19 protein-coding genes are annotated in these 23,865 nt (G+C 57.6%); 5 read left to right on the top strand and 14 right to left on the bottom strand.

The genetic code is table 11. From position 1 onward, the window contains the following. Window positions 1–225 precede the first annotated feature (225 nt). The 3 genes from JET14_RS22050 to JET14_RS22040 form a co-directional block, all read right to left on the bottom strand. Window positions 226–789: a hypothetical protein gene (locus JET14_RS22050; RefSeq protein WP_200338494.1), complete on the bottom strand. Its 564-nt coding sequence runs from the start codon at window positions 787–789 to the stop codon at window positions 226–228. Window positions 790–821: 32 nt separating this feature from the next. Next, window positions 822–1,562 (bottom strand): hypothetical protein, encoded by a 741-nt coding sequence (locus JET14_RS22045; protein ID WP_200338492.1) that lies wholly within the window; start codon window positions 1,560–1,562, stop codon window positions 822–824. Window positions 1,563–1,974: 412 nt separating this feature from the next. Then, window positions 1,975–2,595, bottom strand: a complete 621-nt coding sequence (locus JET14_RS22040) for a hypothetical protein (protein WP_200338490.1) — start codon at window positions 2,593–2,595, stop codon at window positions 1,975–1,977. Window positions 2,596–3,126: 531 nt separating this feature from the next. Between JET14_RS22040 and JET14_RS22035 the strand changes: the two genes are divergently transcribed. Genes JET14_RS22035 through JET14_RS22025 form a run of 3 tightly spaced genes read left to right on the top strand, consistent with a single transcriptional unit; the run spans window position 3,127 to window position 4,991 of the window. After that, entirely contained in the window at window positions 3,127–3,519 is a 393-nt protein-coding gene (locus tag JET14_RS22035) for a transposase (RefSeq protein ID WP_200338488.1), read from the top strand. Then, window positions 3,516–3,866 carry an IS66 family insertion sequence element accessory protein TnpB gene (gene tnpB, locus JET14_RS22030; RefSeq protein ID WP_200338486.1) on the top strand — a complete coding sequence of 117 codons (351 nt, stop codon included), beginning with the start codon at window positions 3,516–3,518 and terminating at the stop codon, window positions 3,864–3,866. The genes JET14_RS22035 and tnpB overlap by 4 nt, the downstream gene beginning before the upstream one ends. Before the next feature lie 45 nt (window positions 3,867–3,911). Further along, on the top strand, window positions 3,912–4,991 hold the full coding sequence (locus tag JET14_RS22025; RefSeq protein WP_200338484.1) for an AAA family ATPase: 1,080 nt from the start codon (window positions 3,912–3,914) through the stop codon (window positions 4,989–4,991). 136 nt (window positions 4,992–5,127) lie between these two features. Here JET14_RS22025 and JET14_RS22020 read toward each other — a convergent pair whose 3' ends face one another. The 5 genes from JET14_RS22020 to JET14_RS22000 form a co-directional block, all read right to left on the bottom strand. Next, window positions 5,128–6,426 carry an HlyD family type I secretion periplasmic adaptor subunit gene (locus JET14_RS22020; RefSeq protein WP_200338482.1) on the bottom strand — a complete coding sequence of 433 codons (1,299 nt, stop codon included), beginning with the start codon at window positions 6,424–6,426 and terminating at the stop codon, window positions 5,128–5,130. 1 nt (window position 6,427) lies between these two features. Further along, a complete protein-coding gene (locus JET14_RS22015) occupies window positions 6,428–8,149 on the bottom strand; it encodes a type I secretion system permease/ATPase (protein WP_200338480.1) in 1,722 nt (573 codons plus the stop codon). A gap of 66 nt (window positions 8,150–8,215) precedes the next feature. Next, entirely contained in the window at window positions 8,216–13,267 is a 5,052-nt protein-coding gene (locus JET14_RS22940) for a hypothetical protein (RefSeq protein ID WP_200338478.1), read from the bottom strand. A gap of 10 nt (window positions 13,268–13,277) precedes the next feature. After that, on the bottom strand, window positions 13,278–14,084 hold the full coding sequence (locus JET14_RS22005; RefSeq protein ID WP_200338476.1) for a hypothetical protein: 807 nt from the start codon (window positions 14,082–14,084) through the stop codon (window positions 13,278–13,280). Beyond that, window positions 14,081–14,506, bottom strand: coding sequence for a toxin-activating lysine-acyltransferase (locus JET14_RS22000; RefSeq protein ID WP_200338474.1), 426 nt, complete (start codon window positions 14,504–14,506; stop codon window positions 14,081–14,083). The genes JET14_RS22005 and JET14_RS22000 overlap by 4 nt, the downstream gene beginning before the upstream one ends. Before the next feature lie 273 nt (window positions 14,507–14,779). On the opposite strand from JET14_RS22000, the gene JET14_RS21995 reads away from it, so the two are divergent. Continuing rightward, window positions 14,780–15,349 carry a hypothetical protein gene (locus tag JET14_RS21995; protein WP_200338472.1) on the top strand — a complete coding sequence of 190 codons (570 nt, stop codon included), beginning with the start codon at window positions 14,780–14,782 and terminating at the stop codon, window positions 15,347–15,349. A 319-nt stretch (window positions 15,350–15,668) separates the two neighbouring features. Continuing rightward, on the top strand, window positions 15,669–17,306 hold the full coding sequence (gene tnpC, locus JET14_RS21990) for an IS66 family transposase (RefSeq protein ID WP_200338470.1): 1,638 nt from the start codon (window positions 15,669–15,671) through the stop codon (window positions 17,304–17,306). A 714-nt stretch (window positions 17,307–18,020) separates the two neighbouring features. Here the strand turns inward: tnpC and JET14_RS21985 are convergent. The 6 genes from JET14_RS21985 to JET14_RS21960 form a co-directional block, all read right to left on the bottom strand. Next, on the bottom strand, window positions 18,021–18,194 hold the full coding sequence (locus tag JET14_RS21985; protein WP_246750686.1) for a transposase: 174 nt from the start codon (window positions 18,192–18,194) through the stop codon (window positions 18,021–18,023). A 319-nt stretch (window positions 18,195–18,513) separates the two neighbouring features. Continuing rightward, window positions 18,514–18,768, bottom strand: coding sequence for a hypothetical protein (locus JET14_RS21980; RefSeq protein ID WP_200338466.1), 255 nt, complete (start codon window positions 18,766–18,768; stop codon window positions 18,514–18,516). An 872-nt stretch (window positions 18,769–19,640) separates the two neighbouring features. Continuing rightward, the gene (gene uxuA, locus JET14_RS21975; RefSeq protein ID WP_200338464.1) at window positions 19,641–20,867 is read right to left on the bottom strand and encodes a mannonate dehydratase; all 1,227 of its coding nucleotides are present in this window, start codon (window positions 20,865–20,867) and stop codon (window positions 19,641–19,643) included. Further along, window positions 20,867–21,955 (bottom strand): L-idonate 5-dehydrogenase, encoded by a 1,089-nt coding sequence (locus tag JET14_RS21970; RefSeq protein WP_432443098.1) that lies wholly within the window; start codon window positions 21,953–21,955, stop codon window positions 20,867–20,869. The genes uxuA and JET14_RS21970 overlap by 1 nt, the downstream gene beginning before the upstream one ends. Continuing rightward, a complete protein-coding gene (locus JET14_RS21965; RefSeq protein ID WP_200338462.1) occupies window positions 21,955–22,905 on the bottom strand; it encodes an ABC transporter permease in 951 nt (316 codons plus the stop codon). The genes JET14_RS21970 and JET14_RS21965 overlap by 1 nt, the downstream gene beginning before the upstream one ends. Then, window positions 22,902–23,855, bottom strand: a complete 954-nt coding sequence (locus JET14_RS21960; RefSeq protein ID WP_432443097.1) for an ABC transporter permease — start codon at window positions 23,853–23,855, stop codon at window positions 22,902–22,904. Before JET14_RS21960 ends, JET14_RS21965 begins: the two co-directional genes overlap by 4 nt. Window positions 23,856–23,865: the final 10 nt, after the last annotated feature.

The following is a 23,865-nucleotide window of genomic DNA, read 5'->3' as shown; positions in this document are numbered from 1 at the left end:
TTTCCATCTGACTGCGAAATGCTCCAATCCTCACCATGAAGAACGGGCTTTGGACATATAACCACGAACGGCCCGACATGGGCATTGGCGGCATCCCACCCGCTCGGAAACTGAAAATGGCCGCGTGATTTCTACCACTGAACCCCGTTAAAATGAGGAGGCTTGCCATTCCCGTAGGCGGATCAGTCAGTTCATATGTTGTTGGCACGAGGTTTCGCCAACCCACTATGGGCCAAAATAAAACAATTTTCTGTCATCAGGGAACAGAACCATAACGCCGCCGAGAAATCCCTCGCCGATAATGACAATGCCTGTGTTGTCGGTCAAAGCCTGGGTGAATTTAATTCGAAAACCCAAATACTCTTTCTTGTCTCCCCTCTCAGGAAAGCACGATCTGCCAGAGAATATTTGATTTGATATATGCTCCCCGAGCCTTCTATCGCCCGATATTTCGATGCTACCTGCAACATCTATGAGAGAAGCATCGGAAAAGTAAGCAAATTTCCCATCCGGGAATACATAAACCCCTATATTTTCCTCTTCCCCCTTCTTTCGAAGAGTTTCTAACGCGTTCTCTGACAATGTAATTAAGTTTCTGTCGACTTCGTGATCGTCAGATATATCGATTTCAGCAGCGGTACACCTGAAAATTTCTCGGTGAAAATACTCGATATTCTCAACCTCGACGCTCGCCGGAATATTTTTTTGAATCCGGAATTCAAGTAAATGTTGATAGGTAAAATAACCGAAACAAAATATCAATAAAGTAAAAAATAATTTCAGTTTCAATTTATTGCCACCGTTTATATTATTTCCGAGATTTATAGAAAATTAATTTCTGCTGATTCTTTACATGTGCCATCGATCAACTCCCCCGTTTCGAATTGCCGAATGACCTCGTCGGAAAAGCGCATCGCTGCAATTGGCATCTTTCTGCCACTCGGTAGAGTTTTGCGTGCACCCGGTTTCAGATCTTTGAGTCGCCCCCACATGCCGGTGAACAGATCCGGCCAGATCGACAACATTTCTTCCTGCTGCTGACGCGAACGGAAACGATCGCGCTTTCCCGCGCGATAATCTTCCCAACTGAGACCGGTGACATATTCCGATCCACGCTTATAGGCACGGTCGCGGATATAGTGGCCTTCCCCGTCTTTGATCGGCCGGCGATTTTCATCGCGAACATAAAAGGCGGAGGGATCGAAAACCGGCGTTCCGACAGCTGTGATCCTGATTATATAAGTACCGGTTCGCCGGCCTTCTTCCGAATCTTCTGGGAGACTTTTGGGCGGCAATGGCCAGCACTCCTCTCCCAACTCATGATGCATAAAGCCGATCTGAAACCCCTTGTAGCGGAACAGAAAGCTGCCATAGTCCTCTCGCCCGCCACCGCCATATCTGTGCATCGAAATACTTGGATCCTCGGTGAGGACCGAAATCTGCAGCCCGATTGTCGGCTGGCGATCTACCAGCCAGTATTTCAGGCCACCCCGTGTTTCGAGCCAAGGCTCGCCTTCGGGAGGGGAAAGACGTTTTTCATAAGAGATTTCAATATTCTGCATGTAATTGAGACACCAGGTTGCAAAAGTCAGCACGATGAACAGATGATCACACGATGTTGACGCGTCATGCTCGGATGAATTGATTTTAAAGAAAGTTCGATAGGGCAGCAGGAAGACGCTCAGCGCGGTGGATCGCCTAAATCACTCTATCTCAATCAAGTGTCGCAACCATATGTAGATGTCAATGGTTTTGACACTATTTGGCGAAAAATCGAACCTTCAGTCAAGGTTCGCCAAGAATAACAGCAAGGTGCTGAAATGAAAGGTGACGTCCGCCATGGAAACGCCGTTCTATCCGATTTTCAGGATCAATAAAATCAATAACTTAAATCACCTTGCGACAAGTCGGTTTTTTGAATCCGACACCCGAATTCCGTCTTCCGACGCCTGAAATCCGTCCTGGATTGAACGGCTATTCCTCCGGCCGGAAATACGCACAAAAAAAGGGCCGCTCCCGAAGGAGCAGCCCTGAATAAACACCCGATTTTTGGGATTTCCATTTTCTCGGCCGCCGTCGCTTCCTCGAGTGATCGACTTCATGCCGCTGTAATGCCAGATTGGTATCAACGACGATCCAATTCTTCGCCAAGAACGGATTCATCTCGTCATCGCAGTCCATGCGAACAGCATAGGCCTCGACAAAATCACCGATGTCGATCTCGCGCCGCTTCTCGCCGAGCGTATGCCTGTCCTTGCCGGCATCATCGACATAATCGATGCGGGTCAGCTGTTCCTTGAAGTTGACGGTATCGGGATGGGCGGCAAGGTTCAGATAAACCTGTGACTCCTCATATGAAGCGCACCAGAATTCCTGCAAGACGGTCGACCAGTGCAGCCGCGTGACAAAGGCAACCTTACAGGAGCCACTGGATTTCCCGAGCTCGATCTTCTGCAGGTGCGAGCGCGATAGCCGATGCGGATCATCGGGGTCGGCAAGCGGCGGCGGTTGGATGGTGCAATCCCAAAGCTCAGGTTGATTGGCGTAAGGGTGTTCGGACGGGATTTCGAAGTTTACTTGCCGTTGAATAGGCATAGGTTCTCCTTGCCCGAGAAGCATGGCTTCTCGGGTCTGTTCAATTCAGATTTTGAGGAGAAGCGACACCCTTCCCACCCCGGCACGAGCGTGCTATTAAGGTGGTCTCTACGAAGAAGCGTCTGCTTCTTTTCGGAAGGGCGTGGTTGTTACAGCAATCACGCCTTTTCTGTTTTGGCCTTGGCCATATGTGTTTCGCCTGTGTTCCTTTCCTTTCCTTTCCTTTCCTTTCCTTTCCTTTCCTTTCCTGTCCAGTATTTACGAGCGGCGGACCGCCCCGTTATTGGTTTCGGCTCGGAAGCAGTTTTTTCAGCGTGAGTCCGCTAACGCTCGCCTCCAATAGGTGATGCGCTTATATAGCGCGAGTACTGTGTTCATTGAAATTCGGCACAGTTTGTCCAGTTCGCATTTCTTTAGAAATGCGAATATAGAAATATACTGTAAGCGTAACAAACTACCCTTTTTTTTGGCTAGCTGAACCGAAAGTCCCAATGATAGGCCTCTCTTCACCTTTGAAATCAGGAGGGAAGAATGGCGTCAGTGGACATCTGGGGCTTCAAGGTCGGGCTTTCGACCGATGGCAGGAAGATCTGGCCGAAGTCGATAAAGCGTGAAGCGGTCCGTCGGGTTCGGGACGATGGCTGCCCGGTCAAATTGATCGCCGCTGAACTCGGCACACGAGATTTCCTGGTCCGCAAATGGGTCAAGCTGGCGGAAGCGCGGGCTACCCATGACGGGCGTGAAAAGCCCAAGCCTTTTGCCGAAGTCAAACTGGCTCACGAACCACCCCGCTTGGCTGAACCCAGTAGGGAGAGCGGCTCAAGTGGACGGCTGCTTGTCGGCGGAGTCTGCCTGGAATTCCCTCTGAGTATCGCTGAAGCCGATCTGGCGAAACTGATCCGCGTCGCGGGGCAGTTCTCATGATCTTTCCGTCGAGCACCTTCAAGATCTATCTCGCCACCGATCCCGTCGACTTCCGCAAGGGGATGGATGGCCTCGCCGCCCATGTGATGCGCAACTTTGATCTCGATCCATTTTGCGGCGCCTTCTTCGTCTTCCGCTCCAAGGGGAGCGACAAGACCAAGGTGCTGATGTGGGACGGAACGGGCCTCGTGCTGATCTACAAGCGTATCGAGGGCCGCGGTTTCGTCTGGCCGAAAATGCAGGGCGGCACGGTCACACTGACCAAGGCGCAGTTCGAGGCTCTATTTGAAGGCCTCGATTGGGGCCGGGTCGCAACCGCCCATTATACCCATCCGAAGATCGCGTGATCGGGCGGCCTCTTCCCTTCTATTTCTGTATCCGGACATTGTAGTATGATGCGTATCCCCTTTGTCGAGGCAAGGCTGTTTCCGGTCGGCGACAGCGAAGCCGATCTTGAATACCGATTTGAAAACCACCTACGCAAGCTGCGCGAGGACAAGCAGTCTGTCGAAGAGCTTTCCGACGAAGACGACTGGCATCGCTCGAGAGACATTGTGACAAGTCGCGACCGGGCACGGATCAGGCGGTGGGCAGTACGGATCATCAAGGGACGGGAAAAGGTGTCCGGGATCATGCATCTACGGCCCGAGGACCGCAAGGCGATCGAAATGCTGAATACCGGCGTGCAGGTGATCGAAATCGAGAGCGAGGTACGCGCTGATGAGATTGCTGCAGCACTTCATGCGGAAATGCCATGGATGGCGCCCGCGACAGAGCTGTTCTGGCAGGCGATGCGGCTATCCGTTCGCTCCGGCATGGCTGGCTTCCGCCTTCCGCCTCTGCTGCTGAACGGGCCGCCCGGCATTGGCAAGTCGGTCTGGGCCCGCAAGGTAAGCGAAGTGCTTCAGGTTCCGCTGCGGACAATTGACGCGGCTGGCGAACAGGCCTCTTTTGCTGTCGCGGGCTCCCAGCGCGGTTGGGGTTCGGCGCATCCCGGCAAACCGATCCAGACGGTGATCCAGCACAAGGTCGCCAATCCGATTATCGTTATCGATGAGATCGAGAAGGCGGGCGTTGCAGTCTCGACAAACGGGGCTCGCTGCAGCCTGCCCGACGCATTGCTTTCATTGCTGGAACCGGCCACGGCGGCGCGGTGGGAGTGCCCCTTTTATCAGCTCAGATTCGATATGTCGTGGATCGGCTGGATCCTGACATCGAACAGTCTTGCCGGCATTCCGGAACCGCTGCAAACCCGGCTGAACATCGTGAACCTTTCACCCGTACTGCCATCGGACATGATCAGCTTTGCTCAAAGAGAGGGCAGAAAGCGCGGGCTTTCGGAACTATCCGTCGAGGTGATCGCCGAGGTTATCGAGCGACACCAAACGCGGCGGCAGCCCCTGAACCTGCGCTCGGTCAACCGCATGCTCGCGCGTGCGGAGGTGCTGGAAAAGCAGCCTATGCTGCAGTGATAAGGCCGCGGCGGTTCGACCGTTTTCTGGCACTTGCCGCGCCTGTATTAGCGCTTTCAGTTGGACAGCCCACATCACCAATTCATCGGTAATTCGACGTATCCAATTTTACCAATAGTCGCAAATTCTCAAAATATCACTCCTCCCTGAAGGCCTGATCGAGATAATCGGTGAACGGTTTGAGCAGGTATGATGCGGGGCTTCTGGCGGCGGTCTGGATGAAGGCTTCGACGGGCATGCCGGGCATGATGCCGTGCTGTTTCGCCGCTTCGAGCGACGGCTTGTCGAGGGCGATTTCGACGCGGTAGAAGCGTTGGCTGCCGTCCTCGCCGGCAAGGGCGTCGGCGGAGATCGTGCGCACATGGCCGTCGAATTCCGGAGTCGAGCGGGCGTTGATATTCGGAAACTTGACCACCGCCGCCTGGCCGGTGCTGATACGGTCGATCTGTACCGGATCGACATGCACGGCCAGAACCACCGGCATATCCGCCGGAACGATCGCCGCCACCTCCGTTCCCGCCTGGATAACACCGCCAACCGTGAACACATTCATGCCGTAGATGACGCCATCCATCGGCGCGCGCAGGGCAAGCCGGTCATATTGCCGGTCGGCAACGGCGAGGCGTTCGGCCAGTTCTGCGGCCTGCGGCTGGGTCTCGCGATATTCCGTCTGCGCCGCCTCGCGCCGGTCGGCAACGGTTTTCAATATCTCGACCTCATAGCCTGCCAGCGCGCCGCGCGCCTCGGCGATCGAGGCCTCGAGCCCGGCAATGTCGCTTTCAAGCTCGGCCGCCTGCTGCTTCAGAGTCGAGACCGGACTTGCCTGCGAAAGCCCCCGCTTCAAGAGCCCTTCATAACGCTTCACCTCTTCATCGAGAAGATCATACTGCTTGTTAAGCGCGACCAGCTTGTGCTCCTTACTTTCGATCACCGCCTCGGTGTGGATCTTTTGCTTTTCAAACTGCTGCTTTGTCAGCGCCAGCGTGTCGCGCCGCGCATCGAACAGGGCCTGTTCATCGGTCAGAACCTGTTCCAGCTCCTTGTCTTGCGCCGCCTTGTCCGCCAGCGCTTGACCAAAGGCGAGGCCGTCATCGCCCCAGACCTCCGCCGCAAGCCGCGCCAGCCGGGCCTCGGTCTCGAACAATTGCCGCGACAGCATCTGCCGCTCGGCAGCAAGCTCCGTGCCATCCAGGCGGATCAGCGGCTGGCCGGCCACAACCGGCATGCCGTCGCGCACATCGATCGCCGCAACAATGCCGCCGTCGCGGTGCTGGATCACCTGGCGGCGTGCCTCGACCTCCACCAGACCGGGGGCAACCACCGCGCCGTTGATCTCAGTGGCAAAGCCCCAGGCGACAAAAGCGCCAAACCCGAGAACCAGCGCCAGAAAGCCGTTGCGCAGATAATGATGCGGTGTCCAATTCTGATTGCTCATCTTAGGGCGCCCCTCCCGCAATCTTGCCCTGTGGCTGACGGACAAAACGCTGCAGCACCTCGTCGCGCGGACCGACCGCGCGCGCCTGTCCGCTATCGAGCAGAAGCACGTCATCGCATTCCGCCAGCGCCGACGGCCGGTGCGACATGATGATGACGGCGCGCCCATCGGCTTTCGCCGTCGCAATCGCGCCGTTCAGCGCCTTCACGCCCGGATCGTCGAGGCTTGCATTCGGTTCGTCCAGCACCAGCACGACTGGATCGCCGAAAAGCGCACGCGCCAGTCCGATCCGCTGCCGCTGGCCGCCCGAAAGACGGCTCTCGCCCTCGGTCAGAACCGTGTCATAGCCATCGGGCAATGACAGGATCAGGTCATGGGCGCCGGCCCGTTGAGCTGCCTGGACGATTGCTTCCGGGGCCGGGTCTGCCGCAAACCGGGCGATATTCTGCGCCACTGTTCCGGGAAACAGCATGACGGTCTGCGGCAGATAACCCATGAGGCTTCCCAGGACATCGGGATCATAGTGCCTGATATCCGCGCCGCCGAGACGCACAACGCCGCCCGCCGCCGGCCAAAGCCCCGTAACCGCGCGGGCAAAGCTCGACTTGCCCGCGGCACTCGGCCCGATGACGGCCAGCGCCTTGCCGGGCGCCACGGCAACGCTGATGGCGGAGAGAACCGGTTTCTTCTCTCCCGGTGGTACAACGGTGATCGCCTCAACCGATAGCCGGCCTTCCGGCCGTGGCAGGGGCATCGGCGCTTCGCTTTCCGGAACAGCGCTCAGCAGTTTTGCAAGCGAAGACCATGCACGGCCCGCCTTCTGGAAGGTCGCCCACTGGCCGATCACCTGCTCGATGGGCGCAAGCGCGCGACCGAGCAGGATGGAGCCCGCAATCATTGCGCCGGCGGACAATTGCCCGTCGAGCACCAGGAGCGCACCGAGCGCCAGTACGGCAGACTGGAGCAGAAGCCGGAAGGCCTTGGTCGCCGCCGTCAGCCCGCCGCCCCGGTCCGATGCGGCGATCTGCGCTTCAAGCGCCGTTTTCCGCACCGCGTGCCAGCGGGAAATCAGCGGACCCGTCATGCCCAGCGCGCGCACGGTTTCGATCTGCTTGCGGGTGCGTTCGGTCGCCGCGTCGGCGTCCCGCGCCAGCCGGGCGGCATCCGCCTGCCGCTTCTGCGTCAGCCGCTGATTGGCAAAGGCCAGCACCGCGATGACAATGCCGCCGGCAAGCCCGAGCCAGCCCATCCACATGTTGAAGGCAAACAGGATCGCCAGAAACAGCGGCGTCCAGGGCAGGTCGAAGGCGGCACCCGGCAGAGGCGAGGACAGGAACGCCTGAATGCTGGCAAGGTCCCTCAGCCCGCCGGCAGGCTGTTCCCGCAGGCCGGGGTGCTCCGCCTGTTTCAAAACGGCGCGAAACACCCTTCCATCAAGCCGCGCCTGGAACCGCGCGCCGACCCGCGCCAGAACCCGCCCGCGCACATGATCGAGAAACCCCATCAGCCCGTAGAGAAAGGCGACGATGGCAAACAGGACCAGCAGCGTGGCCGACGAGTGGCTGGACAAGACCCGGTCATAGACCTGCAGCATGAACAGCGGCCCCGTCAGCATCAAAAGGTTCACCACCGCGCTGAACACCGCCACACCGAAAAGCGCGCCGCAGGAGGAAAGCAGCGCCTGCCAAAGTTCAGAACGACCCTTGGAGGGAGCATCATTCATGAAGTGCATGCTCCAGCCGCGCTGAAAAGAGTAACTTTCCTGCCCCCCATGACAGCCCCACCTGAGCTAAGCAAAGATGAAGTCACTGTCGGTCAAGGCGGCCTTGTGCAGTCCATCGAACGTGATCGTGTTGCCCGCACCATCATCAATCACGGCATTCCCATCCACCTCATAAAGATGGTGATCCAGCAGGTCGTTCCAGTCGGAAATTGCGCCGACAGAAGAGAGGTCTATGTGATCTCGGCTATATTCGAAGCTGCCTATTCTGTCCTGCCCAAAGCTCTCCTCGAAGACGAACACATCATCACCGCTCCCGCCATCGAGCCAGTCATTGCCCGAACCGCCGTAAAGCCTGTCATTGCCAGCACCGCCATAGAGGCCGTCGTTGCCGCCGTCGCTGACAATCAGATCATCGCCAGCCTGGCCGTAAATCTCGTCATTGCCATCGCCGCCATAGGCAAGGTCATCGCTGCCGCCGCCATGGAAGACATCGTTTGATGCCCCGGGCCCACCCGCAAGCAACCCGCCAAAGACACGGTCGGCACGCTCGAACGCAAAGCTCTCGAAGGCAGAAGGACTATGGATATGGGTCATGCTGCCGGTGCCGTCGCTGACCTCAAGATGCGTATAGCCCGCATCCCACTCAACCGATATCGCCCACAGCTCCAGATCCCGGAACAGAACCCGGTCATTGCCGGAATGGCCCTGTTCATCGATATAGGTGTTGCCCGTCCAGCTGGCGATATTGTAGGTGTCGTCGCCGTCCTCGCCGTAAAGGTCGTTCCAGCCGCCGTTCGCGCTCGCCCCGCCATCGAGCCAGTCATTGCCCGAACCGCCGTAAAGCCTGTCATTGCCAGCACCGCCATAGAGGCCGTCGTTGCCCGATGCGCCTTTCAGGATGTCATCTGCGCCATAGCCGTAAATGGTATCGTCGCCAGTCCCGCCCTCGACAGTATCGACGAGATTGCCGCCATGATATTCGAGGCTTTCAATATTGACGATTGTCGTGCCATCAGCGAGATATTGTTTGACGGATGGGTTTGCGAGCGAAAATGTGAACGCAACGTCGTAACCGGCACGGCTCAGATAAAGATGGTCACTGCCGCCGCCGCCGTCGATCTCATCCGCGCCGTCTTCCGCTTCCACAAATATCCGGTCATTTCCGTCTTCGCCGAAAACATGATCATTGCCGAAGCCGCCGTAGAGATTGTCGTCGTTTGCTCCCCCGTAAAGCATGTCGTTGCCTTTCCCGCCATCGAGAAGGTCGCTGCCGGCATTGCCGAGGAGGGCGTCGTTTCCTGCCAGACCATATAGGACATCGTTTTCCGAAGCACCGGAAGGCTCCGCCGATGTGTTCCGGCCGATGAGCGTATCATTAAAGCCTGTTCCCTCGAAAGCTTCGACACCTAACGCGCCGTCATCAACGACGACAGCGCTGCTAGAATTCCAGTCCTGAAGATTGAGAACGATCCCGTAGTTCAGTGTCCTGTAGCTCATCACGTCAAAACCGAACCCTCCATAGGCCAGATCGGCACCTTCGCCGACGATGAGCACGTCGTCTCCGCCGTGGCCCCACAGTGGGTTGTCGTTTGCGTCACCGATCAGAATATCGCCGAAGGCGGAACCCTCCAGTGCGCGAATATTGATATAGACATCGCCTGCAGCGTCGCCCGTATTGACGCTTCGATCGGCAAGCGACGCGGTCACACCTTCACTCGAGCGGAAATAGGAGGCGAAATCATAGATATCCGAAGCGGTATTCCAGCCGCCATCGAGAACGTCGGCACCAGCCCCGCCTTCCAGAACATTTCTGTATTCGTTGCCGGTGAGATGGTCGTCATAGTCCGAGCCGACGAGATTGAGAATTCCGTTCAACTGGTCGCCGTCTGCGTGGCCGCCATAGGCTGTATGCGCCGAAAGGTTTATGTTCACCGCTGCATTCGAACCGGCATAGCCAGCCGTGTCCCAGTCCAGTCCATAGTCGCCGCCATTTAGTATGTCCGCGCCAGCACCACCCTCAAGATAATCCAGATCGAAACCGCCATTGAGGATATCATTGCCGTCACCGCCCAGAAGCGTGTCGGCCTCGCTGCCGCCGTTGAGCACGTCGTTACCGCCACCGCCAACAATCCAGTCCCAGCCTTCCGCGCCGTCAAGCTGATCGGCACCAGCGCCGCCAACAAGAATATCGTCACTGCTGATGATTTCGGCATCGCCGACGCCAATGTAGCGCGTCCCGGAATCGACAAAACGGTGATTGGCATTATCACCGGCGATCCAGAGATCACGACCAGCAGTTTGTCCGGTAATTTCGGCAACACCATTAACCCATTGCTGTCCGGTAACGTCATTGTAGCCAACACCGGACATCGCATTCCAGAATCCGAGCCGCAGCACCCGGCCGCCGTTTTCGTCAACGACCTGAACGGTATCGGCAAACACATCCACGATCCCGGGCATCTGGAAATCCGCATCGACGCGTATGTCGATCTTCGCCATGCCCGTTGCATTGTCGCGCCAAATCGAAACGTCATCCGGCGTGACGCTGACCCCTGCGTGGGCAAGCGAGGCCAGAAAACCGCCAAGTCCCCCGTGGAAGTCAGTCACATTCGTACGCGAAAGGCCGAGATCATTGGCCTGGGCCAGCGTTATCGCCCAACTGGCGGCAAACACAGAATCGGGCTGGGCGACGATCAGCGCATTGATGGCATCGCGGCTGTTGAGATATTTCGCATACTGTTCCGCGACGGCCATATCGCCGGAAAGCGTCGCCGTGTCGCTTGCGGCGGAATTGGCGGCAGCGCGCTGCAAAAGAAGGTCGCCGCCGATGACCTGCGCATCTTTGATAAAGCCGGCAATGGCGCCGTCGACCATCCGTTCCGCGCTGCCCACTTCGATCCCGTTGACGAAATAATGCAGGTTGTCAGAACCATCGACGGTAATATTCATCTGCTGGAGAACGCGCACGAGTTCGTTTGGAGACAACCCAAACTGGTCGATCGCCTCCTGCGAAATCTCCAGTCCGGAGACCTTGGCATTCGCGTAGTCAAATCCGCCTACCGTTCTGACATATTCAAGGCTGAGATTGTGGACGGCTTCGGCCCAGGCCGTCGTTGCATCGTGGGGAAATCCGTCGACGGATTTCCATTGGGCGACAACCTCGAGGAGTCCGCCACGATCAGCGGAAAGGCCGGTGCGCATGAACAAATCGATGGCCGCATGCGGATCCGGCTCGTCGGCGAAAAGATCACCGAGAAAGGTACCGATAATAGAACCGAAAAAGCTGCCGATTCCGGGCAGCAGGAAATTGCCGAGCACACTGGTTGCGCTGCCGAACACCGAGCCGACGAAACTCGATCCCAGCGCGGACCCGGCAACAGAACCCAGCGAACCGCCGATCGTTCCGGCAACGGTTTCCGCAGGCAGGACCTGTTGTGCCAGAGATGAGCCGAAGAACGTCCCGACCGTGCCGGGCAGCACCGAAAGCGCATTGGTGAAATCCGCGCCCTGCAGGATGGTCCTGCCGGCGGCAATATTCGAAAGTGCCTGGTTGAGAACACTGCCGGTATAGGCGCTTGCCGAAACGTTGAAAAGCGATGCGCCGAAGCCATCGAGCCCCAGGCTTTCGCCCAGTTCGGCCATCAGGAAGGACGAGGCCGTGCCGATCGCGGCATTGGCGAAATCGACGCCGATATCGTCAAGCTGGCGCACGGCCTGGCTCAGCGATGCGCCGAAATTCATCTGGTTGCCCGTGAAGGCATGGTAGCCGGCATCCTCTATGATCTCGGCAAGGTTGCGGGTCACCACGCCAAGCGCCGTGCCGGCGGCGAGCTGCACGAACTGGCTTTCGCCTTCCGTCAGCATCTGGCCAAGCTGCGTGCCGAAGGCCTGGCCGATGGCGCCCGCCGTATCGATATAGACCTGGCTGTCATTATGGACGCGCACGCCTTCCGCCACGTAGGTGTGCAGATCCTCGACCTCGAAATTATAGCTCTGCCAGGCGTCCTGTTCCACCGGCGCCAGCGCCGCGTTGCCGCTTGATACGCCATAAGTCCGGGCGCGTTCGAAAAGACCGGCAGTCTCTTGCGAATAGACGATCTTCTCCGCCGTCGCCTCGACCACCACGCCGGAGGCAAGCACGATCCGCGCCCGGCCATTTTCCAGCATGTCGCCGATCTTTTCGAAGGCGCCCGTCTCGGTCAGGAACCGGTGCCCCGGCGTCACCACCAGTTCACGCGGCTCGCCGTTCTCCATCCAGGAGAGTTTCAGCCATTCTGTCGTTGTGTTGCGGTAGAGCCTGACGACCCGCTTTTCCACCAAGGCGCCGCGCCCCATTTCCGCAGCGGCATCGAATGCAAGAACCGTATCGCCGACACGAAGATCGGCGATACGCTCGGTCTTTGTTGTACTCACCAGAATGGTCGTGTCGGCGGGGAAGCAATAATTTCCGAAACGCGCCTGACCAATAGCCGCATCAATGCGTCCATCGATATGCTTCAGCAGTTCCACAGCCGCCTTCTCGAGAGGATCGACTTCCTGCCCTGTCAGAATATAATCGCCCTTTTCGGACAAGATCTGCTTGACCCGTCCGACCCATTCGCGTGCTTCCGCGTTGATCGGATAAGCTCCAAGCATGTCGATGGCTTCCACAAATTGCACGAAACTGCCGCCATCCCGAAGGCCTGTCCATGTTATCGTTCGAGCCGTTGAAGGGGCGTAAAATGCAAGCTCGCCCGAAACCTGGAGAAGGCTGTTCGCCGTCCATGCATCGGCGTCGAGTCCGTGAAACTCGAATGTTTGCGTATGGTAACGCCAAATCACATCATATTTAAGAACTTCACCGCCAGACGCCTCTCTTGCGTCAAGATCGGCGTTCATCAGATCGACGCCGATCGCTTCGATGAGATCCGATGTCAGTGTTATGCCCAGCTCCGTTGCCCGTTGCGTCATGAAAGCAACGGCGAAACGTCCCGAAACCGTGTCCTGCTCGACAACGCCAAGCGCAAGCCCGGCATAGCTGAATCCATGGTCTTCAAGATAGGTATAATAACCAACGCGGTCGGACGCATCGGCATAAGCCCTGAGTTCAGTCAGCTGTGAAACACTCAGTCGTGGCATGGCGAGGTTCCTATTCCGTCAGACAAAGGGTGTAGTTGCGAGCGTGGTGAATTATACGGGTAATCTCTGTCATTTTATCTCGATCAAAATCAATTGTCTGATTAAGTAAACCAGAATTCATATAGAGAGAACATTGAGAGTTCGGGTAAGCATCGACTTTCCCGCATTTCAAAACGGAATTGACTGCGCCAGCCTGTTCATCTTTCAATATATAGAAATCATTTTTTCTGGTCCTGATACCCTGAACATTCAGGACATTTATTCGTTCAAAGCCATGAAAATCTTCGCCGGTGCGCTCGAACGGTCCCGGCGTGTAGACAAATGTCCCGTTTTCAACATGTCCGGGATCCCTGTCCGCAATCGATCGCCCGGCCAGAATATCAAGCGTTCTGGCCGGAGGAAGGGGCCGACCATCCAGCAGCATGCGAAAGCTTGGCCTGGTCCAGGAATGGGTTTCATCTCTTTCCTTGCGGGTCACCGGCTGGCCGGTTTCATAGTTGATTTCTGCGAGAAGCGTCCATCTGGTCGGGTCGTCCGGGCTGCCGCTCGGCAGCCAGGGCGCCGGATTATATTCCGGCCGGTAACGCACGCTCACCATGTCATAGGCCGTCCGGTCTTCCCAGTACTCCGGCCTGGCAATCGCGATATCCACGGTTTTCAGCCGGCCCTGACGGTAGACTGAACAATCGAGGGGTGTATCCTCAGCCGGAGCGGTATCTGCGAATGCAACAACCGCCAGAAAAGCGAGGCAAAACCAGGCCGGTCCTGTTGATTGGCGGATCGGCGTCGCTGATTGATTTTCTTTCGTATATTTCATGACTGCTTCCCCGCCGCACCGACAATGTTAGCCTTGATGACGGTCTTCCTGTTCGACCCGCTGCGCCAGTCCTGAATGCCCAACCGAGGCGCACCTGGCTTTGCAGCATCGATCGCATCGGCGACGGCTTCCGAACAGAGCGCAAAGATTTCGACGGCAACGGGCTGCAACGGACTTTCTCCGGCAGCGTGGCTCTCGCCGTGCCCGGCATCACCATGTGCATTGCCCTGAACCGGGGCGTAGGTGATGTGGAACTGCCTGAGCAGAATCGCCGGCATAACCAGCCATTCGAGTTCTTTCAAAGTCAGGTCACGGCAAGCGGCATCCTGGCTCATCAGCCAGACGATCTCACCGAAGATCTCTGCCACCGATTTTCCGGCGACGGGATCGCTGTTCGTATTGTTTGTCGCCTGATTCTCCATTGCCATCCCCTCGACACAACTGACCTAAGTTAACCGAACCGAATATAGACCAGAGTCGATCACCGCGATCAACCATTGATTGCTTTCATAGAACTCTTTAGAAAACGCACTGTGCATCTGTGTTTGTGCGCAGCCGGACGGACAACCGCCATCCGTCTTGTCGGGAGGCGCATCTGCAGCAATCACACTGAAGCGGCTCGGCTTGTTCGGGCAGACATTTGCACAGTCCAAAATTTCCGTGATGACAAGCCCCTGACAAGTCCGGATTTTTCGATGTTCAGACGTCTCGAACCGCGAATGCTTCAGACGCAGGTCTTCAGCGCGCCTGGGGGACTGGCCTCTATCGGGGCGTATCGTTCTGCTCCGCTTTCCCGAGGCGCCGCCAGCAGTCAGGTCTGGCAGGCAGGGCCCATGCGAAGAAGCTGCGGCGCCACGAATGTTTCTGACGGCCTAGCACCACGTGAGATGATGCGAAAAATGAAACGCGGCTTCCCCGCGCAAATGCGAAAAATGAAACGCGGTTTCTCTGATGCATGCGAAAATTATGCAAAAGTCTGCCGTTCTGCCAATGCGAGACTCTGCCTGTCCCGAACGGAAGCCAGCAAGACGAATACGACACTGTTAGCTCGGATCGCCTGTCACCTCAGCCCTTTGTCCGATTGCGGACGGGATACAACCCTGAGAGTGGTGATGAAATCGGGAATGCGAAAATCTGGAAAAACAAATGCGAAAAATAAAAGAAAAGCGCGTGTATATAATGCGAAAAAAGAATGTATAAATCAGGAATTTGAAATTCGTTGCAGTTCATCGTTCAAATTAACAGCAAAATTATTAATCGCATGACTTGTCGAGGTGAATCGCAGGCGATAGAAAGACTGCGAATCAGTCGTCAAACATCTGCTTCGCCGATCGGTATTGATGGCGGAGGGGCATGAGAAATACGGGAGTTGAAATGCGCTGACTTGAGCATCAGGGCTGAAAAAGACTGAGGCCCGGAGGATTGCCGTCCTCCAGACCCCATATAAATCGTGTGCCACGATTGGTCTTCTCATCCCACGCATCACGGAAGAAGTCAAGTTACACGCCACCATTGGGTGCGCGTGAACGAATGGACCTTGTCTGAACGCCGCGATCGGACGTGCTCTTTGTCGTGCATGGCGCCATGCTCGATACGATCGAAAACATAAAGCAGGATATTCTGGATGCTGCCGTTGCCGACGGGGCTTTGATCGCTCACCGGCTCGACGAGCTTTGGCGCACCGTGATCTCCGACAATGACGATCTGCAGGCCGAAAACCAGAAGCTGACGGCGACAATACGTGTGCTCGAGGTTGAGATCAAAAGGCTTGGCGGGCAGATTGCCAAGCTCAACAAGATGAAATTCGGCCCGAGCGCCGATACCAATCCCCAGAAAGGCAAAGATAGAGACAAGTCCGGCACGGGTTCCTATGGTCAGCCAGAGACTGGAGAGGGCAAACCTGCCGAAGGCACGACGACCTCGGAGGCGAAGCCGCGAAACCAGTCCGGGCGCGGCACGCGCGTATGGCCGCCCCATCTTGAACGGCGCGAATTCTACATGGGTACCAAGGATGGCCTCTGTCCCTGCGGTTGCGGCGGAACAATCCGCGACTACGACATCAAGGAGACGCCGGAGTTAATTCCCGCGCAATTCTATATCGCTGTTCGCAAATACCCGAAATATCGTTGCCTTCAGGGCAAGATGGTCGGCACGCCCTTTGAACCCGCGCTGATCAGAGGAACCACCTTCAGCAATGGCCTTCTGGCGCATTCGATCGCCATGCGGTTTGACTGCTATCTCCCCTGGTACAGGCAGGAGCGGCTTTTCGAGGCTTGTGGCATAAGTTATCCGCGTTCCACGCTGATGCGCTGGGCAACGGCGGTGGCACTCGGCGCTCTCCTTCCCATGTGGCAACGGATCGAGAGCGAAGCACGGTCCGAAAGCTGGCGGCTGTTCATGGACGAGAGCCCCATGAAGGAGCTCGATCCGGGTCGGGGCAGAACCCGCCAGGTTTACCTGTACGCCCTTCATCGTGACGACCGCTCCTTCGGCGGCAACCGTCCGCCGCTGGTCATCTACTATGTCGGCCCGACGCGATCGATGAAACGCATTCATGAAATTCTCTCAGGCATGACCGCCATCGTGCAGACGGATGCCTATTCCGGCTATGGACGGCTCGGAACGCCGGGCACCTGTGTTGCGGGCATCAAGTCGCCGAAATGCTGGAGCCATGCACGGCGCAAGTTCACCGACGAGTTTGATGCTAACAAGACGCCGGATGCTGATGACATCATCCAGATCATCGCCGAACTTTACGCCGTCGAGGGCAAGATCAATGGCAAACCGCCCGATCATCGACGGTCGGTGAGACGAAAACTGTCACAACCGATACTCGACCGGCTGCGATGCAGGCTCATCGAGCTCGCTGAAATCCATGTCGTCAACAACGGCATGCGCAAGGCCATCCACTATGTCCTCAATCATTGGGCAGGCCTGACCATGTTCGTTGATGACGGGCGTATCGATCTCGATACGAACGCTGTCGAACGCCTGTTCAAACCGACGAAGCTGCTCGCAAAGAATGCCCTCTTCGTCGGCAGCGATGAAGGTTTCGAGGCATGGGCAATCCTGTCCTCGATCGTCGAGACCTGCAAGCTGAACAGGGTCAGGGTCGAACCCTACCTGAAATGGATATTCGACGAGATCAGCCGCAATCGCGGAACCGTCGACTACGAAAAGCTTCTCCCCTGGAATGCGCCGCTGGAGTTGCGTCAGGCATAATTGCCGAGGGGCAAGCGCATGGTTCGTCGGCATCAATTGCCGAGCCGGATAGTGACCGCCTCCAACTCGCCGAAATCGGATACGGCAAACGGCAACCCACCTGGCGCACGCCGGATGCGCGGGCAATCCAGCAAAAGCCGTGCTTGAGCAGAAAGCCAATAGCTTCTGGCGTCTCCGATGGATCCGCTTCAAAACAACAAGCCTTCGTTCATGGCCGACCTCGTGGTCAGATGTCATGCGCCTGATCATGGCGAATACGGTCGATAAGCCAGTCACCGAGTCCGATCCCAGAACCATCAAACGTCGATTGATTGCCGCCGACCCCGTCATCCGGGCCGCTGCGACACCCTGCCGGTCTGCTATTACGCTGGACGCATGAAATGCACCCAGACGAATAGACACTAGAGAGGCGTCAACGACGCTGACGCATACGGCGAATCAACCAGGCACAGAACCCGTGTCATCGCTTCCGATCCGCCGATATCACGCCAACAGCGCACCCAGTCAGTTGAAGTGAGTGCTTATTGACGTAAAAATCGTTTTAAATCAATTAATTGACAGGATTCAAAAAAACGGATCTCGCAGAGAATCCGTCTCTATATTGGCGCTACGCGCCAATATACCGATACCCACCCCACCATGGGAAGAAACTAAAAAAGGGGCTGGATGTAACGCTTACATTTCTCCAGAGAGTCTTGGGTTTGCAATCTGGCCTCAAGTGGCCTGTTTTTCCGGTGCCATCTTCATTGCGAACTCGTTGAGCGTGATATTGCCCAGCGATGAGTGCGGTCTGTTTGCGTCGTAATCCTCCTTCCATGCGGAGATGGCGACATGCGCTTGAAGTGTGAGCGGCGGAGTAAATTTAGGCCAGGAGGCGGAAGTTGCCATTGACGCTTTCGAGAAAGCCCTTCTGCATCGGCTTGTCAGGAGCGATTTGGTGCCATTCAACATGGCTCCTGGCACCATTTGACGATCGCCATGCTGGTAATCTCCGTGTCGTTTTCGGAGGCAATCGTGCTTAGGTGGGCTTTTGTCACCCACTTTCTGGCTTGAAAAATAGTTAATTTTTTGTTTTGATGAAATTTACAAGTCTTTGTTTTTTAACGATTATCATCGTTAACTAGGGGAGTTAGGGACGCTTACAATATACTTTGTTATCAGCGTTGATCGTGCCGAACGAAGATTACCTGACTGGTAATCTTATGTCCTATTCCCTTCGTGGGGTTTGGTTTGGCTTTTCTGCAAAAAACATATCTGGATCAAGTTCGAGGTAAGTTGCGATTGCGCGCACGAGCTTTCTCGACTGCTTTTTGCCGTTGAGCGCAGCGCTCACAATGCTCTTGCTCATCTGAATACCGTCCGCCACGTCTTCCAGGCGAAGTTTCTTGCGGCTCATCACCACGCGGAAGTACTCAGCCCGGTGGTCGGGGTCGGAAAGATCGAAGGGGAGCGCGGCGAGCATCGATATCGTCATCCCTCTGGGTGATTCGGCTGGTTTGCGCTATTTGGCAGTAGATAGAATTTCCTCCGTCAATAAAAAATACTGATGAATTTTTTACCATTTCGACAAAGCAATGATTTAAGGCGAAAGTTCTTAAAAATTGTGTCTCGGACTCAAATCCAAATGAGAAATGAATATAAATGCGAAAAAACAACATATAATAAATTTTTTCCCATCTTCGTGAGGCGGTCACGCTTTCCGAAGAAAAATCGATTTTGATCTTCAAGGAGATGCGAGAAAAGGAAAATCTGTGCACTACGACTGATGCACCAAAACTAACAATTTCATCATCCGTAGAAAGCCCTGTGGCGTCTGTTTGCCAGACAAAAACTCCGGTCACACAAAGGCTTCGGAAGCAGCCGCTGGCATTGGATGTTGTTGTTTCGAAGTAAGGTGCACCAATGAGATGCAGGCGACAAACGCGGGTTGTGAGAGTGAGAAAAACCTGGACGAGCATCCGAGCGATGAGCGAGTTTTTAAACGGTAAGTTCCGTTCTCGCGAATCGCGCCTTTTTCTATGGCTCAGTAGACCCACTAGCCTGAACCCTGCACTTCCTTCATTTTTCGGGATAGTCTGCGGGGCAGTGTGTAGTGCTCCCTGAAACCAGCAAAGATCTGGCTGTTGAGAGGGTTCTCGGCAGAGGCAAGGTGCCGCCAAGGAGCAGATATCCGATCTCGTCCGGAACCAGCAGGTTTTTGACATTGACGATGAGGTTCATCGAACACGCGCAGATTGCGCGCAGAAGGATTGCGATGCGCGTTGAACGATGGAATATTTCAAACCGAGGGACGCATGAGAGATGCAGCTGCTGGCGGCCTGCGCGCCGTGAAACTCAGTTGATCTGGCTGCCTTCTTTGGTCCTTGCGTATTCAAACGCGGTATAAAGCCCCTTCAGTTCCGCCAGGCCCTTGAGCCGGCCGATCGCCGGATAGCCGGGCTGTGCCTTTCGGCCGATATCGTCGAGGATATCGTGCCCATGGTCGGGGCGCATGGGAATGGACCAGTCTGCTCGGCCAGCGGCCTTGCGACGCGCCTCTTCTTCCACGACCGCCTCCACCATTGCGGCCATATTCGTATGGCCGCTCAGATGCTCGTCCTCATAAAACGAATTCATGATCGCCGAACCTTCAATCCTGACATTGCGCAGGTGCAGAAAATGCACCCGACCGCCGAGGCGTTTCATGAAGGCCACGGGGTCGTTGTCGGGACGCGAGCCGAGCGAGCCGGTGCATAGCGTAATGCCATTGGAGGGAAGATCGACGGCCTCCAGTATCAGGCGATAGTGTTCCGCAGTCGACATGATCCGCGGCAGGCCGAGCAAGGGAAATGGCGGATCGTCCGGGTGGCAGCAGAGCCGCATGCCCAGCTCCTCCGCCAAAGGCGCAACTTCGGACAGGAAGTCCACCAGATGGGTGCGCAGGCGCTGTTCGGAAATACCGTCATATTCCTGGAGTTGCGTACGCACATCGTCAAGCGTGAAGGTTTCGGCGGCGCCCGGAAGACCGAAAACGACATTGGCGGTGATCCGCTGCCTGTCCGCCTCGTCCATGGCCGCGAAGCGCGCCGCGGCTGCGGCGCGAACCTCTTGCGGAAAATCCTCCGCGGCGCCGCTCCGGCAGAGGATATGGATGTCGAAGGCGGCGAAATCGATGAGGTCGAAGCGCATGCAGCGCGCACCGTTCGGCAGTTCCCAGGCTAGGTCCGTGCGCGTCCAGTCCAGAACCGGCATGAAATTGTAGCAGATGACGTCGATACCCGCTTCGGCAAGGTGCCGCATGCTGGTCTTCCAGTTGGCGATATGGGTTTTCCAGTTGCGCTTCTGCTTCTTGATGTCTTCCGACACTGGAAGCGATTCAACGACGCTCCAGCGCAACCCCGAGGGTTTGCCGGCGGCGGCGGTTGCGATCTGCTGCTGGCGCTGCGCAATCTCCGCCGGGCTCCACACCGCGCCGGTCGGCACGTGATGCAAGGCTGAAACCACGCCTTCCACGCCGGCTTGCATCATGTTTTCAATGGTCACGCGGTCTGCGGGACCGAACCAGCGCCATGTCCGCTGCATCAGCTTTCTCCTCGTTCCAGGGGGGTGTCGAGCGTGTCGAGGGCGATCTGCACCTTGCAACTTCTGCTCTTGTCCAGTGCGGCCTTGAAGGCCTCGTCGGCATGCGCCATCGGGTAGGTCCCCGAAATGATCGGGCGGACGTCGATGCGGCGGTTGCCTATGGCCGTCACGGCCTCGGCGAATTCCCGGTCGAACCGGTGGGAACCGAGATAGGCAATCTCGCGGGCGACCATGCGGCCCATCGGCAATTCCGCAACACCTGCAACGCCGACCTGCACCAGCACGCCGCCGGGCTCGAGCGCCTCGACCGCGCTTGCGGCAGCCTGCGGCGCGGCCGAGCATTCAAACGCCACGTCATACGTGCCTTCCTCGAGAACGCCGTCGGGACGCTCGCGCAGGTCAACCGTCGCATTCGCGCCCATACGCCGTGCAATCTCAAGCGGTTGCGCATTGAGATCGCTTGCAACGATGTGCGCGGCGCCGGCCACCCTTGCCGCGGCAATCGTCAGGCAGCCGATCGGCCCCGCGCCGGTAACCAGAACCCGCCGCCCCGTCAGCCCGCCGGCAACGCGGGAGACCGCGTGCAGGCTGACCGCCAGCGGTTCCGCGCAGGCCGCCTCGCCAGCGCCGATACCGTCGGGAAACCGGAAACACTGACGCGCGTCGACCGTCAGCGCCGTGCGATACAGACCCTGTTCATGCGGCAGAAACATCGCGCTGCCCATGAAATGCATATCCGTGCAGTGCCGCTCGCGCCCCGAAAGACAAAACCGGCAATGGCCGCAAGGCCGGCTTGGATTGACTGCAACCAGCATGCCGGGTTGAAAGCCCGCCACGTCCTGGCCGACGGATTCGACCCGGCCCGCGGCCTCGTGGCCGAGTATGATCGGCGCGCGCACGCGGATTTTCCCGACGCCGCCGTCGGCGTAGTAATGCAGGTCGGAACCGCAGATGCCGCCACGCTCCATGGATAGCCGAAGCTGGCCCGGCCCTGGCCGCGCCGACATTTCGCTTTCAAGGCGCAGGTCGCCTTTGGCGTGAAGACGGAGCACTGCGGCCGCAATCGAACCGCCGGAAGAAGCAGGCATCAGCGGCGCTCCGTGGCAAACAGAATGACGATAAGGATTGTGATGCCGGTGAAAATGTACCGCGAGCCGGCGGCGATGCCGGATGTGTTCAGCAGCGTTACCAGCAGGCTGAGAAAAAGCGCGGCGCCCCAGATGCCGAAGGCGGAGGCCCGGCCGCCGGACACGGCCGTCCCGCCGAGAACGGCGACAGCCACGGATTCCATCAGATAGGATTCGCCCATGTTGAGCGCTGCACCGCCGGTAAAGCCGGCCAGCAGCACACCGCAGAGCCCCGCCATCACGCCGGACACGACATAAGCGATCATCCGCACGCGTTCGGTTCTGACCCCGGCCAGCCGTGCCGCGCGCTCGTTCTGGCCGATGGCAAGCAGATGACGCCCGTATTCCGTGCGCGAAAGAACGATATGCACACAAAGCGAGCCTAGGAGAGCGAGAACGAGAACCACCTGCACGCCGGCGATCCGCCAGTCCATGAACTGCGAAAGCAAGGCCGGGGGTTTGACGGTGCTGTCGCCGCCGGCCCACATCGCAAACGACATGACAATGAAACTCGTGGCCAGCGTCGCGATGATCGGCGGAATGCGCAGGGCGCGCACAAGGCCATAATTGAACCCGCCGATCAGACCGCCGGCGACAAGCGCCAGAAGAATGCCAAGGGGCAGCATGACGGACGAACCGCCCATCACATTCATTCCCAGATAGGCGCAAGCCGTGATGACCGCGGAGCAGGACAGGTCGATATTGCCGGGGCCGGACGCAATCACGAACATCTGTCCGGTGCCAACGGTGACCGTGAAAATCGAAAACGAAAGGGCAATGGCCAGCATTTCCGTGGCGCCGCGTCCGTCCGACATCAGGATGGTCCCGCCCCACAGAAGCGCAGCCGCAATAAACCCATAGCTGGCGACCGGCGGCCTGCGTATCGCGCGGGAAAACAGGGCGGATGTCATTGATCGTCTCCCTTGAGAAGGCCGCGCAACAGCAGCACAAGAATGAGAAGGCCGCCCTGCGCGCCGATCTGCCAGACCGAAGGCACATGCAGAAAAGTCAGGACCGAGGAAACCAGTGTGAGGGTGATGGCGCCGACAACCGCGCCGAAAGGCGATACGATGCCGCCCACGAAGGCGCCGCCGCCGAGAATGACGCTGGCAATCGAAAGCAGCGTATAGGATGGCGCGATATTCGGCGCGCCGGAGGTGGTGAGCCCGGAGAGCAACAGGCCGGAGATCATCGCACACACCCCGGCCAGCAGATAGGCGATGGCCCGCAATCCCGCGACCGACCAGCCCGCGCGCACCATTGCCTGGGGATTGCCGCCGGCGCCGCGCAGCACGACCCCGGCGGACGATCGCATCAGGCCGAATTCAAGAACGATCACGCAGACAATGGCCGTCCAGATGGGAAACGGCATGAACGCTGGGCGCAGACGCGGCAGTGCGACCAGCCAGTCAGGCGCCTGCCCGCCCGGCGATGGAAGGATGAACAAGGCCAGTCCGAGCCAGACGAAGGACATACCGAGCGTAACCACGATCGACGGCAGCCGCCGCAACCAGGTGACAAGCCCGACAAGCCCGTACAGCAGAACCGAGCCGATCAGGATGCTCCAGCCCAGTATCGGCTGGTCGGCGAGGTAGACGGCGGAAATGCAGGTGACGAAACCGACATAGGCCCCGGTCGAAAGGTCTAGGTCGCCCTGCGAAATGATCAGCATCTGGCTGAGCGCGGCAAAGATAAGGGGCACAGAGAGCTTCAACAGAAGGTTGAGGCCCATATAGCTCATCGTGTTCGGGCGCAGGACGAACACCAGGCCGACAAGCATGACGAGTATCAGGAGGGGCAGAAGGACCGGCGTCAGGCGCCTGATCCTGCCCCCTGCCAGAGCGGCGGACATGGTGGTCATGAGGCACACC

Source organism: Martelella lutilitoris (assembly GCF_016598595.1).
GTDB lineage: Bacteria > Pseudomonadota > Alphaproteobacteria > Rhizobiales > Rhizobiaceae > Martelella > Martelella lutilitoris_A.
This window is presented reverse-complemented; position numbering and strand designations above follow the sequence as displayed.

What these genes read in the sequence shown, in the direction of transcription:
- JET14_RS22045 (WP_200338492.1), bottom strand. Translation starts at nt 1,562, where the DNA reads ATGCAGAATATTGAAATCTCTTATGAAAAACGTCTTTCCCCTCCCGAA.
- JET14_RS22040 (WP_200338490.1), bottom strand. Translation starts at nt 2,595, where the DNA reads ATGCCTATTCAACGGCAAGTAAACTTCGAAATCCCGTCCGAACACCCT.
- JET14_RS22035 (WP_200338488.1), top strand. Translation starts at nt 3,127, where the DNA reads ATGGCGTCAGTGGACATCTGGGGCTTCAAGGTCGGGCTTTCGACCGAT.
- tnpB (WP_200338486.1), top strand. Translation starts at nt 3,516, where the DNA reads ATGATCTTTCCGTCGAGCACCTTCAAGATCTATCTCGCCACCGATCCC.
- JET14_RS22025 (WP_200338484.1), top strand. Translation starts at nt 3,912, where the DNA reads ATGATGCGTATCCCCTTTGTCGAGGCAAGGCTGTTTCCGGTCGGCGAC.
- JET14_RS22020 (WP_200338482.1), bottom strand. Translation starts at nt 6,426, where the DNA reads ATGAGCAATCAGAATTGGACACCGCATCATTATCTGCGCAACGGCTTT.
- JET14_RS22015 (WP_200338480.1), bottom strand. Translation starts at nt 8,149, where the DNA reads ATGAATGATGCTCCCTCCAAGGGTCGTTCTGAACTTTGGCAGGCGCTG.
- JET14_RS22940 (WP_200338478.1), bottom strand. Translation starts at nt 13,267, where the DNA reads ATGCCACGACTGAGTGTTTCACAGCTGACTGAACTCAGGGCTTATGCC.
- JET14_RS22005 (WP_200338476.1), bottom strand. Translation starts at nt 14,084, where the DNA reads ATGAAATATACGAAAGAAAATCAATCAGCGACGCCGATCCGCCAATCA.
- JET14_RS22000 (WP_200338474.1), bottom strand. Translation starts at nt 14,506, where the DNA reads ATGGAGAATCAGGCGACAAACAATACGAACAGCGATCCCGTCGCCGGA.
- JET14_RS21995 (WP_200338472.1), top strand. Translation starts at nt 14,780, where the DNA reads ATGTTCAGACGTCTCGAACCGCGAATGCTTCAGACGCAGGTCTTCAGC.
- tnpC (WP_200338470.1), top strand. Translation starts at nt 15,669, where the DNA reads ATGCTCGATACGATCGAAAACATAAAGCAGGATATTCTGGATGCTGCC.
- JET14_RS21985 (WP_246750686.1), bottom strand. Translation starts at nt 18,194, where the DNA reads ATGGCAACTTCCGCCTCCTGGCCTAAATTTACTCCGCCGCTCACACTT.
- JET14_RS21980 (WP_200338466.1), bottom strand. Translation starts at nt 18,768, where the DNA reads ATGCTCGCCGCGCTCCCCTTCGATCTTTCCGACCCCGACCACCGGGCT.
- uxuA (WP_200338464.1), bottom strand. Translation starts at nt 20,867, where the DNA reads ATGCAGCGGACATGGCGCTGGTTCGGTCCCGCAGACCGCGTGACCATT.
- JET14_RS21970 (WP_432443098.1), bottom strand. Translation starts at nt 21,955, where the DNA reads ATGCCTGCTTCTTCCGGCGGTTCGATTGCGGCCGCAGTGCTCCGTCTT.
- JET14_RS21965 (WP_200338462.1), bottom strand. Translation starts at nt 22,905, where the DNA reads ATGACATCCGCCCTGTTTTCCCGCGCGATACGCAGGCCGCCGGTCGCC.
- JET14_RS21960 (WP_432443097.1), bottom strand. Translation starts at nt 23,855, where the DNA reads ATGACCACCATGTCCGCCGCTCTGGCAGGGGGCAGGATCAGGCGCCTG.